Here is a 13,065-nt window from a genome sequence, read left to right as displayed (position 1 = left end):
ATAGTTGTTTTAATCTATAAAAAGGCATATTTAATGAAAGTTACTTTATATACTACAAAATATTGTCCATATTCTCTTAGAGCAAGGATTGCTCTAGCAGAGAAAAAAATGAGTATGGAAGTTGTTGAGGCAGGTGATCTGACACCAGAAAAACTAAAGAAAATATCTCCAAATGGTATTTTCCCAGTATTAAAAGAGAAAGATTATAGTATAAATAATAGAAAAGCTCTTTTAATATATATTGATGAAAGGTTCCCAGCTCCTGGATTATTACCAAATCTAGTTAATGAGCGTATAAAAATCCGTTTGTCTTTAGAAAAAATAGACAATGAATGGTATCCAGTACTTGATCAGATTAGAAAAAATAAAGCAGATCAAGAGCAACTAAGTATCTTATTCAAAGAATTAAAAGAAAGTTTTATAGCTATGGAGAAAGCTTTTAGTGAGTTTGATTATTTTATATCTTCTAACTTTACTTTAGCAGATTGTTATATTGCAGCATTAATAATTTCTCTTGAAGCAGAAGGCTTTGTTATAGATGAAACATTTGGTGGTATACATGCGTATAAGAAAAGAGTGTTTGTGAGAGATTCTGTTAAAAAAGCTAATCTAAAAGGTAACGCAAATGAATCGTTGTTAAAGACTTTAAGAGCACACAGGTAATAGGTAGGTAAAGTTATATGTGGTATGAAGGTTTTGTAAGTTTTGTTTTTTTTGCTCTTAGTGTACTACTTATTGTGGTTGCTATTATTTTTGTTATAGGTAGTTTTTTCTCATTGTTAGCAAAGGCAAAGCAAGAAGTTGCTAAGTTGACAAAAGGTAAATTAGAAATTAATAAAATTGGCAAAGATTATAAAGAGATTAAAAAAGCGGTTTTAGAAACATTATTAAATAAAAAAGATTATAAGGATTATCTTAAAGGACAAAAGAAATTAGATAAACAAGATGATAAGCCTGAGAAAAAAGTTTTTGTAATTGATTTTAAGGGTGATATACACGCGTCACAAGTTGAAAATCTACGTAAAGAAGTATCTGCTGTTTTAGCAGTAGCAAAATCAATTGATGAAGTTATTGTAAGAATAGATAGTCCAGGTGGCGTCGTAAATGGTTATGGTTTTGCAGCTGCACAGTTAGAAAGAATTCGTCAAGCAGATATTAATTTAACTATTTGTATTGATCAAGTTGCTGCTAGTGGCGGCTATATGATGTCAGTTGTTGGGAACAAAATAATTTCAGCGCCTTTTGCAATAGTTGGTTCAATAGGTGTAGTTGGAACAGTTCCAAATATTAGAAACTTACTTGAAAAAAATGGTATTAACGTTGAGATGCATACTTCTGGAGAGTATAAGCGTACATTAACATCTGTTGGTGAAAATACTGAAGAAGGTCGTAAGAAGTTTAAGCAGGATTTAGAAAATATTCATCAATTATTTAAAAATCATATTTTAAATTATCGTCCTAACTTAGATATGCATAAAGTGGGTACAGGAGAATACTGGTTTGGTAAAGATGCTCTTGAGTTAGGTTTGGTTGATGAGATTCAAACTTATGATGATTATTTGATAAGTATACTTAGTAAAAGACATGAAGTATATGAAGTAAAGTTTGTTAAAAAGAAAAATAATGGGTTGTTGAGGTCTAAATTTGCTATGGTCAAAAAAACTTTAACAGATTTCTTATACGCACGTAAAATATTATAGGATCAAAGTGTTTTCTTTAAATACACATCAAAAAATTTTAGATAATTTTCTTGAACAAAAATCTAAGCATATGTTACATCATGCTTTTATCTTTAGGGTTAAGGATGCGGTACTTTTAGATAGCTTTATGAATTCTCTATGTCAAGTATTACTTGCTCAAAAAATTGATGACCATAATGAATCACCATATATAACAATAGCAAATTCAGAAAATAATGAAATCAGAGTTTCTGAAGTTAAGAAAATAATAAAAAATTGTGAGTTAACAGCTCATAATAACTTGGCTAAAATTATTATAATTCCAGAGTTAGATTTTTTAAATGAATCTGCAACTAATGCTATTTTAAAAACATTGGAAGAACCTGCTGAGAATACGTTTTTTTTAATGTTTACACGTAATTATAGTAATATTTTAGCAACGGTAAAAAGTAGATCTTTAGTTTATGATATAAATTTTAGTGAAGATGATAAATATAATTACTTAAAGTATACATTTAATATGTCAAAAGATGCTATAGAAAAATCTTTACTAATGGCTAGAGATGATATTAATGTGATTGCTAAGATTAAATTAGACAAGCATTTTTGGCAGGTCAGGAATAGTTTGATGAGAGTTTTGGTAAATCAGTTAAATTCAAATGTATTTCTTAAAGAAGCTAATCCAAACTTTAAAGATGTGCTTTATTGGTTAACGAGTTTAATTGTTGATGTGTACTATTATAAGCTTAATGATCAAACCCAAAATGTGGCTAATTATGATAAACTTGCTGTTGTTAAATATCTTGCAACTAAATTTACAGAAGATGAGATATACAAGCTATATCAAAAAACTCTAGAGGCAAATAGTTATTTTCTTAATTTCAAAAATGTTGATAAAGAGTTAGTTTTAGAAAATTTAATATTAAAAATTATAAAGTAGGTAAAAATGGAAGTAAAACAACAACAAAGATTAAAGGCTCAAGCTCATAGTTTAAAACCTGTAGTTTTGATGGGAGAAAAAGGCCTTACAGAGAATGTAATGCTAGAGATTGATTTAGCTTTAGCATCTCACGAGCTTATAAAAGTAAAAGCTGGACGTTTACCAAAAGAAGAAAAACAGCAAATTGCGGCTGAGATTGTTAAAGCAACAAAGTCAGAATTAGTACAGATAATAGGAAATATTTTAGTTTTATATAGAAGAAACCCCAATAAAAATAAAAAATAGGTTCGTATATGAGTTTTCCGATATCACGTCCGCGTAGACTTAGAGTTTCTCAAAATATTAGAGATCTGGTTGCAGAAACAACTTTGAATATTGATGATCTAATGTATCCAATATTTGTTGTGCATGGTGAAAATGTTAAAAAAGAAATATCAAGCATGCCAAACCAGTATCATTGGTCTGTTGATATGCTAGATGAGCTTGTTGAGAAAGTTCTAAAAGCTGGTATAAAGAGTATTATGATATTTGGGGTGCCAAAGATTAAAGACTCTATTTCATCTGAGAACTATGCTCCTAATGGTATAACTCAACAAGCTATTAGGAAAATAAAGCAACTTGCTCCAGAGCTAGTAGTAGCAACTGATGTGTGTATGTGCAGTTTTACACCACATGGACATTGTGGAATCCTAAATAAGGATGAATATGTTGATAATGATAAAACATTAGAAATTTTACAAAAAACTGCAGTATCTCATGCAGAAGCTGGTGCTAATATAGTTGCGCCAAGTGGAATGATGGATGGCATGATTTTAGCAATGCGTCTGGCTCTTGACGAGGCTAATTTTGAAACTGTAAGTATTATGTCATATTCAGTTAAATATGCTTCTGCTTACTATGGCCCGTTTAGAAGTGCTTGTGATTCTTCTTTAAAAGGTGATCGTAAAACCTACCAGATGGATTATCGTAATAAAAAAGAAGCTATTCGTGAAGCTATTGCAGATATAGAACAAGGGGCAGATTTTATTATGGTTAAGCCTGCATTAAGCTATCTTGATATTATAAATGAGCTAAACCATATTGTTGATTTACCAATAGCTGCATACCATGTAAGTGGCGAATATGCGATGATAAAAGCCGCAGCTCAAGCTGGATTAGTAGATGAAAAAGCTATTACGATAGAGACACTAGTATCAATGAAACGTGCCGGAGCAAAAATTATACTTACCTATACTGCATTAGATGTGTCTAATTGGATTAGACGCTAATTAAAATAAATTGCAATAAAAACTATTTTATATAGAATTTTAGAGAGGATTGCTGATTTTTTATAAACTAATAATGAATGTATTTATTAAGACTTTTTCTTTGATAGCCTTAGGCATAATTATTTCAGCGTGTGCGATTATTACAAATGATGATTTTGTCTATTTAGGACATCCTTCTAGATTACCTAAGTATCAGATTTACTATGATAAGACTTTTAAACCTTTATTTTTTTATAGATAAGGATGGCTGTTTTGATAAGAGTGTTGAAGATTCCGGAAGATGTATAACAATGAATCAGCAAGAAGCTGATATTTTTATTAAACAGATTTTATCTAAGATGCTTGATACTGAAAATAGGCTAGAAGAAGATAATAAACAAAAAGTCATGGCTGGATTAAAAAAGTATAATAGAACGGTAGTTAAACGCCCAATTAAAATTAACCTTAAACTACGACCTATAAAACAGATTAATGCATACGGCAAGAAAGAATATCATTTAGTACCAAAAAAATATAATGTGAAAGTTAATTTAATACTTATGTTAGATGGTTCTAAGCAAGATAGTGATGTTCGTGTGTTGTATTCAGTATGGATGCCAGCAGTTATCCAAAATCAAAAAACTTCAACAAAACCATTTTTAATAAATTCAGAATATTTAGAGAAAGTGATGAATAAAAAAGCAGTAAAAAAGTTTGAGGATTTATATAATAGGACTTTTGATGTGTAGTAATATCTTCCACCTATCAGCGGAATCTCAAATACTATATAATTTTCTAAAATCTGCCTAATTTATATAGGAATTTAACAAATTAGTTTGATGATTTGTTAGTTCTAGAACACTAATTATTTCATTTTTAGACTTTTTCAAAACTATCTTAGAGTCTGGTATTTTTTGTTTTTTACCATACTCACTATTTTCTGATTTTTTATAAGGCTGATAAGAAGCTCTTTTATTTAAAATAGTACCTGGAGCTCGTCCATATCCATGAGATTTATATACACAATGCTTTGCTGGTGAACCAATCTCTTGTAATATGGTTGATAGATTCCTTTGCACTTGATAAGGCGTGGAAATACTATTGTTTTTACGCATTTGTTTTTGCCAAGGATGTAATAAATCCGTATCCAATAAACTTGCACATGCAAGTGAATTTATGTAGGCAAGTACACTAACTTGATTCCAAATATCTAGTGTTGGAGTATCTGGAGTTTCATATTTACCTAAAAGTAAATGTTGCTTAGAAAACCTAAAGAAATGCTCAATATTAAATCTACTTGAATATCTAGAAAATATTTCAAAACTAGTCAGCTTTCCTCTATCTTTGCCAGCTAACATCAACCACATATTTTTGTAGTATACTGGATCTCCATTGTCTTTAAAAACTTGAACTTTAACAATATCAAAACAATTCTCATGCATTGGCATGTTCCTTTTTCCATGAATAATTAAATTATTCCAACGAGTCAATTTTACAGTATATACTTTTCCTCGTGTAGTAACTATTTCACATTGTTCAGAATCAGATGGAGCTGTAGTCCATATTGATTCATCATTTAATTTAAAAGACTCACCATATTTTTTGAGCTTATTATCACTATGATCTTGAAAAGATAAATTTCTAACAGAGTTAAGCCTGCTTAACAATAATGTATTATTATGTTCTGAGTAAACTCTATGAATACATTCCATTGAACTGTATTTTGAGTCACCAATCAGAACATTAATATCTCCTGAATTCTCTTGATTAGATATGTATTTATGGAATTGATCTAAGCTTACACTAATACCAGAATCAGCAGCAGTCACTCGCTGCAAATTAACAGGTACCACCCATTGCCCCATCTCCTGCCTAAGTATACTAAATAAGAGTATGAATGACCTATGCCAACTTTACCCGTACCATTAGTCAATCCATAAACAAATCTTCTTCCATCCATGCTTTTTGAGTTAGGCTTTAAGATTGATGTTTCATCTAGAGCATAAAAATGTATGTTGGATGAATTGTTTAATTTTATTTCATTAATCAATTTTGTTCCCACTTTACCCAATATCGATGATTGTGATTCTATCTTTAGTATCTGAGATATGCTGCTATATTGTCGAGTAAAAAATGGGGATAAAGATAGCTCAACAGCAGTTTTAGCATTTGATGATGATAAAGCATCTATTAATTCAAATGTGGTATCAGCATAAGTTTCAAAGCTATCATATAACTCTTCTCTAAATGAATTTGTATAGGCAAAATTACCAAAAGGAAAGGACATATAATGATCTATTTCAAAATTATTTACATGGAGATTATTATAATTTATTCAATGCCCAGACATCAAAAGCCCCATATAATAAGAGTTTAAAAGAGCAAAAAAAAAGGAAAGATAGCTTTGAGAGTTTTCTGCATGATGAATTGAATATATAGTATTAGATATTGGCATTTAGGATTGAAATAAATTGTAAAAATAATAATTTTATATAGAATTTTAGTAATTAAGTTATAAATTTTACTAAGTGATATAAATGAATAAAACCATTAAACTTTCGGCTATTGTTTTGTTATGTGTGTTAGCATATGCTTGCGCAATAGTTTCAAAAGATAACTTTTTGTATTTAGGTCATCCCAGTTCATTTCCTGACTATAATGTTTATTATGATAAAGTAGAAAAAAATTATCTTTTTATAGATAAGGATGGCTGTTTTGATAAGAGTGCAAGTGGTTCTGGCACATGTATGGCTCTTAACCATAAAGAAGCTAATAATTTTGTTGAGAATATATTGCCAAAAATGCTTGATAGACGCAGTAGAATCTTAGAAAAGCATAGTAAAGAGAAAATAATAGCCTATTTGAAAGAATCCAAGAGAAAAGCTGTTATAAAAGTAATTGATACGACAGGTATTAAGGTTATGCCAGTTAAAGAAATTGAAGTAGATGGTAAGGACGAATATCACTTGGTTTCAAGAAAGTATAATGTAAAGGTTAATCTGAAAATTATGTTAGATGCTTCTAAGCAAGATAATAATCTTAGAGTATTATATTCTTTAAGAATGCCGGGTGTTATAAATACGCCATACAAATCATTAAAACCATTTATGCTTGATCCTGAATTCTTAAACAAAGTAATGAATAAAAAATATATAAAATCAGCTGAGCAAAAACAAGAAGAAAACTTAGAACAGCGTAAAAAAGAAAAACAGAAATTTAAGGAGTTAAATCATTATTTAGATAATGATTTAGAGGTTAAATAATTTGTATGATAAATATAGCTTTGTATGAGCCAGAAATACCTCCAAATACGGGCAATATTATTAGATTATGTGCTAATGTTGGAGCTAACTTGCATTTAATAGAGCCTCTAGGTTTTAAGCTAGAAAATAAGCAGCTAAAAAGAGCAGGCTTAGATTATCACGAGTTTGCTGATCTTAAAATTTATAAAAATTTTGATGAGTTTTATCAAAAAAATAAATCTAAGAAGATTTGGGCCTGTACCACTAAAGCTAAACAGTATTATCATCAAGTTGATTTTGAATGTGATGATATACTACTTTTTGGTCCAGAGACAAGAGGGCTTCCTAGCGAGGTTTTAGAGTTGTTAGAGCAAACTCAGCTTAAAATTCCAATGCATAATAATAGCCGAAGTCTTAATTTATCTAATTCAGTAGCCGTTATTTTATACGGAGCTTTAAATAATATAGGTTTTGATAAGTTAGGTTTATTATAACTTTTATCTTAATTTAAAAACATCACAAGTATTATCATAAGTTTGTTTAGCGACTTGCTCAAAATCCTCATTTTTTAATTCAGCAAGAAATTTTGCAACATATTTTACATATTCTGGATAGTTTGGTTTGCCTCTATACGGTACAGGAGTTAAATATGGAGCATCAGTTTCTATCAATATTCTATCCAAAGGAAGCTTTTTTGCAGTTTCTTGGATATCTTTAGCATTTTTGAAAGTTAGTATTCCCGAAAATGAGATGTACATTCCCATATCTATAGCTTGCTTTGCCATATCGTAATCTTCTGTAAAACAATGTAGTATACCACCATATTTTTCAACCTTTTCAGATTTTAAAATATCTAGAGTATCTTGCTTAGCGGCTCTAGTATGCACAATTATAGGCTTTGCTACTTCAATAGCTGCTTGAATATGGTTTACAAACTTAGAAACTTGTTTAGACTTTGTCTCTTGGTCATTATAGTAATAATCTAGACCAGTTTCACCTATAGCTACACATTTAAGATGATTTGACCTAGCTATAATTTCTTGGATGCTGGGCTGATGGGAATCTAATTCACTAGGGTGAACTCCAACAGAAAAATACACATCTCTATAAGATTCAGCTATTTTTTGTATATCATTAATCTCATGCCACGCTACAGCAATAGAAATTATTTTGTCTATACCAGAATTTTTAGCATTTGTGATGATATTATCTAGATTTGTATCTTCTAATTTCAAGTAGTTAAGATGGCAGTGTGAGTCAATTATCATTTTAGATAAAGATTTTTGTTTGAACTGTTACAGATTATAACAAATATTCTGTTAATATATTGTTAGCATATTTGATAAATTGTTTTGCTAAAATAATGCTATGATAGTCAAATATCCTATATTAGAGTATTTATATTAATCAAAAATTTTATAAATATAGAGTTGAGTAATGATGAATGAAAAGAATACAAACAGTGTTTATAGTGTTTTTCCAAAATTTTCTAAAGATGAAGTTTTTACAGATCTTTTAAAATATGAGAATGTCCACGTTGAGAAAATTATTTCTTATGGACAAGTTACCGATACTGATAAACCATATGTTCAAGATCATGATGAGTGGGTTTTAGTATTAAAGGGTAAAGCAAAACTTAACTTAGAAGCCAAAGAACATATTCTCGAAGAGGGTAGATATTTATTTATCCCGAAGGGTAGTAAGCATTGGTTGACTTATACAGCTATTCCAACTATATGGTTAGCTATACATCTTAGAGGAAAATAAGCATATGCAAGAGTTTTTAGCTAACCATTTCTTTGTACTTTGTTTTTTTATTATATTAATGGGTTTTTTAGCTAGTTTTATTGATGCTATTGCTGGAGGAGGAGGGCTTATAAGCATCCCAGCTTTAAGTATGACTGGTTTGCCAATTGTTATGGTTCTTGGTACAAATAAGCTTCAGGCAAGTATTGGTACTGCAATGGCAACTTTTAAGTATTATAAAAATGGATTGATAAATTTTAGGACAGTACTACGAGGTTTAGTTGCAGGTTTTATTGGGGCATCTTTAGGGACTATCTTAACGGTTGTTATTCATAATGATTTTATGAATAAACTTGTTCCAATACTTTTAATTATTGTTTTCATTTTTAGTATTTTAAACAAAAATCTTGGAGTTAATCAGGGTAAAAAAAAGATGTCAGAAGTTACATTTTTTACATTGTTTGGATTCATCTTGGGTGCATATGATGGTTTTTTTGGTCCTGGAACGGGTAATTTTTGGATTATTGCAATAGTATATTTTCTTGGCTATACATTTTTGCAAGCTTCAGGGTATGCAAAAGTGTTAAATTTAAAGAGCAATGTATTTTCACTCATTGTATTTATTTTATCAGGACAAGTGAATTATACATTTGGTTTTTTGATGGCTATAGGAAGCTTTTTTGGTGGTATTGTAGGGTCTAAAATGGTTATACTAAAAGGTTCAAAGTTAGTAAGACCAATCTTTATAGTAGTAGTTGGTTTGAGTATCATTTTTATGATAAAAAAAACATATTTCTAAGTTTTTATTTTTCTATGTTAGAGAAAATGTAGGCGCCCTTAACTGTTTTTCCGAATTTATCATCTTTGTTATATAGTGGGCAAGTAGACACCCACATCCTATACATCTTGATAAATTGTCTCTTAGTTTGGTTAAATAGTCTATTCTTTTATTTAATTCATTTTTCCAATTGTTTGATAGTTCTTGCCAATCTTCTTCATTAGGGGTGCATTTGTTGGGAAGTTTAGAGAAAGCTTTTTTAATCTCTTCGAGGCTAATTCCTACCTTCTGTGCAGCTTTTATAATAGATATTTTACGTAGTACATCTCTGCTATACCTTCTTTGGTTTCCAGAGTTCCTCCAGCTTGAGATTAGTCATTTTTTCTCGTAAAAATGGATGGTCGATATTTTTACATCACATCTTTTTGCTACTTGTCCAACACTTAAAATATTATTGTTCATTTTATATTTAAAATATTTTTTTTAAAAAAAACTTGACCTCAACTCAAGTTGAGGCATTACAATGATAAATAACTTGAAAGAGTTTATCAAGAAGGAAGTAAAAAAATGAAATTAGAGCATTTAAATTTAGTAGTTAAAGATATACATAGCATGATTAATTTCTATAAGTCAGCATTTCCTCACTGGTATGTTAGGGCTAAGGGGAAGTCTGATTGGTACGGGGTAGAGCGAAACTGGGTTCACTTTGGAGATGATTTTCAATACTTAACGTTTAATAGTAATGGTCAAGGTGAAAATCGAGATTTAGAAGGACATGAAACTGGATTAGCGCATTTTGCTTATGTTGTAAGTAACCTTGAGTCAGTTAATAATAGATTATTAGAAACTGGATTTAAACCTAGAGCTAGCTCTGAAAATAAATATAGGAAAAATATATATTTTATAGATCCTCGTGGCTATGAAGTTGAATTCGTCGAGTATTATAGTGATATACCAGTTGAGCGTAATAGTGATCAATAATGATAAAGCTACAAATTTCTTAAATAAGATTATTTGTTTGGTATCTTAGCAAAAATTAAAATTATAAAACTATAGTGTTATAATAGTCCTACATTTTATAGTTAAAATAAATCTTGAGCATATGAGTGAAAAAGCATTAGAAATAAAAAACCTAACTAAAATCTACAAAGGTGGTTTAAAAGCTGTAGATGATATTAGTTTAGATGTTAAAAGAGGAGATTTTTTTGCTCTTCTAGGTCCAAATGGAGCAGGTAAATCCACAACGTTGGGAATTATCTCTTCTCTAGTGAATAAGACATCTGGGAAAATTAAAATATTTGGCCATGATATCGATAGTGATTTTATGAGTGCTAAAAAACATTTAGGTGTTATGCCCCAAGAGATAAACCTTAATATTTTTGAAAAGCCAATTGATATATTAATTACTCAGGCAGGGTTTTTTGGTCTTTCCAAGAAAGAAATTATGCCTTATGTAGAAGAACTACTTAGAAAAGTTGATCTATATGACAAAAGAAATACTCAAATAAGATTTTTATCAGGTGGTATGAAAAGAAGATTGATGGTTATCAGAGCACTAATACATAAGCCAAAATTACTAATATTAGATGAGCCGACAGCGGGTGTTGATGTTGAACTTAGAAATTCTTTATGGAAAATGATTTCCAAGTTTCATAAGGAAGGTTTGACAGTGATTTTGACTACACATTACTTAGAAGAAGCTGAATCCATGTGTAATCATATAGCCCTTATCCATAAAGGTAAAGTTCATGTGAATACAGATATGAAGACTTTCTTAAAATCAGCAGATAAGCATACATACATTTTTGACTTAAAAGATAAGTGTCAGGAGAATATTATTAAACTTAGTCTTGGTGATGCTAAATTAGTGGATGAATATACATTGGAAGTTGAGGTTTCAAAAGGTGTTGTTCTAAATGAAATATTTTTAGAATTAACAAACGAGTATCATTTAGATGTTTTAGATGTGCGTACAAAGGAAGCAAAACTTGAGAAATTATTTATCGACGTTGCAAGGAATAAATAGGTAAATTTATGAATTTAAAAGATTATTGGACAACATATATAACGATTTTTAATCGTGAGTGTAAAAGAGTATTTAGAATTTGGCCACAAACATTATTACCATCAGTAATAACTATAGTTTTGTATTTTTTAATCTTTGGTAAGGTTGTTGGTTCACGTATTGGTACTATGGGTGATGGGATTACATATATGCAGTATATTACTCCTGGTCTTATTATTATGGCTGTGATACAGAATTCTTATGGAAATGTCGTAAGTTCTTTTTTTGGGGTACGCTTTAGTAAAGCCATCGAAGAGCTACTAGTTTCACCTGTGAGTAATCATATAATAGTTTTAGGCTATATCTCAGGAGGTATTTTTAGAGGATTTATAGTAGGTATATTTGTAAGTATTGCAGCATTTGCTTTAGGCGGGTTTAGTACTATTTATAGTGTATTTTTAGTCTTTGCTGGGTTTGTATTTTGTGGGGCATTGTTTTCTTTAGGTGGATTAATAAATGCAATATTCTCTCAGTCATTTGATGATACTACGATATTTCCAACATTTATATTAGCGCCACTTATCTATCTAGGAGGGGTTTTCTATAATATAAATAATCTTACTGGTTTTTGGCATTTTATATCAGCTTGTAATCCATTGTTTTATATTGTTGATTTTGTTAGATATGGCTTTATTGGTGTTTCGACCGTTAACCCATATTTTGCTTTTGCCGCAATAATTATTTTTACATTTTTATTATATTATCTTTGCTGGTATCTACTAGAAAAAGGTATTCGCCTGAAAGCTTAGTTTTTTGTTTGTATACACTTGTGCATTTTCTTAATTATATAGAGGCCTATTTTGTCCCTATAGATGTTCTACCAATATAGCATTCCTATTCTAATTATTTGTAGCCACTAAAGATAAATAGTATTAAAAATGACAAAGAGATATTCATGAATGTTTATACCCAAAATAGGTAATCTTACGATTATTAATGAGCCATAAAGGATGCAGGTAAATGCAATTATCATGCTAGTATAAAACTTATTTGGTTTGATGAACTGCTTATATTTTTCTCTTAGCTTAATAAATAGTACCTATGGTAGACCTGCTTTAGTAGTCCATGATGACTAGCGATTGGCATTAGTTTAGTATCGCTAATTTTATTTATTTTATAAAATAATTCAGCAGAGTCTTTTTGTTACTATATTAGTTTCTCTATCTGTTGTTATTACTATAACCACTTCATATCCGTTAAATCAGTAATCACCATTTTTAAGTAAGTTCAGGAAGCCAACCTAGAGTAAATGCAAATCTTTTAAATAAGAGATTTAATTCTTCAGATTCATTTTTTATTGTCATATTAACTTGTTTAAACTTTAATAATATTGGATATTTTAGGTTTATTGAATTTTAATAACGACTA

The 13,065-nt window shown here is 29.8% G+C and carries 18 protein-coding genes; 13 read left to right on the top strand and 5 right to left on the bottom strand.

What is annotated here, in order from left to right:
- Window positions 1-33: 33 nt before the first annotated feature.
- From sspA to CDV26_RS08315, 6 genes are all read left to right on the top strand, one after another.
- Window positions 34-663 carry a transcriptional regulator SspA gene (sspA, locus tag CDV26_RS08340; RefSeq protein WP_088772885.1) on the top strand — a complete coding sequence of 210 codons (630 nt, stop codon included), beginning with the start codon at window positions 34-36 and terminating at the stop codon, window positions 661-663.
- A 17-nt stretch (window positions 664-680) separates the two neighbouring features.
- The gene (gene sohB / locus CDV26_RS08335) at window positions 681-1,700 is read left to right on the top strand and encodes a protease SohB (RefSeq protein ID WP_088772884.1); all 1,020 of its coding nucleotides are present in this window, start codon (window positions 681-683) and stop codon (window positions 1,698-1,700) included.
- Between the two features lie 7 nt (window positions 1,701-1,707).
- Window positions 1,708-2,619, top strand: a complete 912-nt coding sequence (locus CDV26_RS08330; RefSeq protein WP_088772883.1) for a DNA polymerase III subunit delta' C-terminal domain-containing protein — start codon at window positions 1,708-1,710, stop codon at window positions 2,617-2,619.
- A 6-nt stretch (window positions 2,620-2,625) separates the two neighbouring features.
- Window positions 2,626-2,904, top strand: coding sequence for a ribosome assembly RNA-binding protein YhbY (yhbY, locus tag CDV26_RS08325; protein ID WP_088772882.1), 279 nt, complete (start codon window positions 2,626-2,628; stop codon window positions 2,902-2,904).
- Window positions 2,905-2,912: 8 nt separating this feature from the next.
- Window positions 2,913-3,887 carry a porphobilinogen synthase gene (hemB, locus tag CDV26_RS08320; RefSeq protein ID WP_088772881.1) on the top strand — a complete coding sequence of 325 codons (975 nt, stop codon included), beginning with the start codon at window positions 2,913-2,915 and terminating at the stop codon, window positions 3,885-3,887.
- A 203-nt stretch (window positions 3,888-4,090) separates the two neighbouring features.
- Window positions 4,091-4,615: a hypothetical protein gene (locus CDV26_RS08315; protein WP_088772880.1), complete on the top strand. Its 525-nt coding sequence runs from the start codon at window positions 4,091-4,093 to the stop codon at window positions 4,613-4,615.
- A 57-nt stretch (window positions 4,616-4,672) separates the two neighbouring features.
- On the opposite strand, the gene CDV26_RS08310 is transcribed toward CDV26_RS08315, so the two are convergent.
- The gene (locus tag CDV26_RS08310) at window positions 4,673-5,731 is read right to left on the bottom strand and encodes a hypothetical protein (protein WP_157671555.1); all 1,059 of its coding nucleotides are present in this window, start codon (window positions 5,729-5,731) and stop codon (window positions 4,673-4,675) included.
- Window positions 5,692-6,153: a hypothetical protein gene (locus CDV26_RS08305; protein WP_088772878.1), complete on the bottom strand. Its 462-nt coding sequence runs from the start codon at window positions 6,151-6,153 to the stop codon at window positions 5,692-5,694. The genes CDV26_RS08310 and CDV26_RS08305 overlap by 40 nt, the downstream gene beginning before the upstream one ends.
- Before the next feature lie 250 nt (window positions 6,154-6,403).
- On the opposite strand from CDV26_RS08305, the gene CDV26_RS08300 reads away from it, so the two are divergent.
- Together CDV26_RS08300 and trmL are read left to right on the top strand one after the other, a co-directional pair.
- Window positions 6,404-7,129, top strand: a complete 726-nt coding sequence (locus tag CDV26_RS08300) for an FTN_0109 family protein (RefSeq protein WP_088772877.1) — start codon at window positions 6,404-6,406, stop codon at window positions 7,127-7,129.
- A 5-nt stretch (window positions 7,130-7,134) separates the two neighbouring features.
- Window positions 7,135-7,602 carry a tRNA (uridine(34)/cytosine(34)/5-carboxymethylaminomethyluridine(34)-2'-O)-methyltransferase TrmL gene (gene trmL / locus CDV26_RS08295; protein WP_088772876.1) on the top strand — a complete coding sequence of 156 codons (468 nt, stop codon included), beginning with the start codon at window positions 7,135-7,137 and terminating at the stop codon, window positions 7,600-7,602.
- A gap of 3 nt (window positions 7,603-7,605) precedes the next feature.
- Here the strand turns inward: trmL and CDV26_RS08290 are convergent, their stop codons facing one another.
- Entirely contained in the window at window positions 7,606-8,376 is a 771-nt protein-coding gene (locus CDV26_RS08290) for a TatD family hydrolase (RefSeq protein ID WP_088772875.1), read from the bottom strand.
- A 172-nt stretch (window positions 8,377-8,548) separates the two neighbouring features.
- Between CDV26_RS08290 and CDV26_RS08285 the strand changes: the two genes are divergently transcribed.
- Entirely contained in the window at window positions 8,549-8,875 is a 327-nt protein-coding gene (locus CDV26_RS08285) for a cupin domain-containing protein (protein ID WP_245806423.1), read from the top strand.
- A 4-nt stretch (window positions 8,876-8,879) separates the two neighbouring features.
- The gene (locus tag CDV26_RS08280) at window positions 8,880-9,653 is read left to right on the top strand and encodes a TSUP family transporter (protein ID WP_088772873.1); all 774 of its coding nucleotides are present in this window, start codon (window positions 8,880-8,882) and stop codon (window positions 9,651-9,653) included.
- A gap of 12 nt (window positions 9,654-9,665) precedes the next feature.
- Here the strand turns inward: CDV26_RS08280 and soxR are convergent, their stop codons facing one another.
- Complete coding sequence (soxR, locus tag CDV26_RS13650; protein ID WP_338029175.1) at window positions 9,666-10,004, bottom strand: redox-sensitive transcriptional activator SoxR; 339 nt, start codon at window positions 10,002-10,004, stop codon at window positions 9,666-9,668.
- A gap of 3 nt (window positions 10,005-10,007) precedes the next feature.
- A complete protein-coding gene (locus CDV26_RS13645; protein ID WP_255321910.1) occupies window positions 10,008-10,094 on the bottom strand; it encodes a MerR family DNA-binding transcriptional regulator in 87 nt (28 codons plus the stop codon).
- 105 nt (window positions 10,095-10,199) lie between these two features.
- Between CDV26_RS13645 and CDV26_RS08270 the strand changes: the two genes are divergently transcribed.
- The 3 genes from CDV26_RS08270 to CDV26_RS08260 all read left to right on the top strand — a co-directional run bounded on the left by CDV26_RS08270 (window position 10,200) and on the right by CDV26_RS08260 (window position 12,446).
- Entirely contained in the window at window positions 10,200-10,613 is a 414-nt protein-coding gene (locus tag CDV26_RS08270) for a VOC family protein (RefSeq protein WP_088772872.1), read from the top strand.
- A 121-nt stretch (window positions 10,614-10,734) separates the two neighbouring features.
- Window positions 10,735-11,658, top strand: a complete 924-nt coding sequence (locus CDV26_RS08265; protein ID WP_088772871.1) for an ABC transporter ATP-binding protein — start codon at window positions 10,735-10,737, stop codon at window positions 11,656-11,658.
- Between the two features lie 8 nt (window positions 11,659-11,666).
- Window positions 11,667-12,446, top strand: coding sequence for an ABC transporter permease (locus CDV26_RS08260; protein ID WP_088772870.1), 780 nt, complete (start codon window positions 11,667-11,669; stop codon window positions 12,444-12,446).
- Window positions 12,447-13,065 lie beyond the last annotated feature (619 nt).

It is taken from the genome of Francisella halioticida (genome assembly GCF_002211785.1).
In the GTDB taxonomy this organism is placed as follows: Bacteria; Pseudomonadota; Gammaproteobacteria; order Francisellales; family Francisellaceae; genus Francisella; species Francisella halioticida.
The sequence above is the reverse complement of the archived record's forward strand: the minus strand, read 5'-3'. Positions and strand labels throughout refer to the sequence as shown.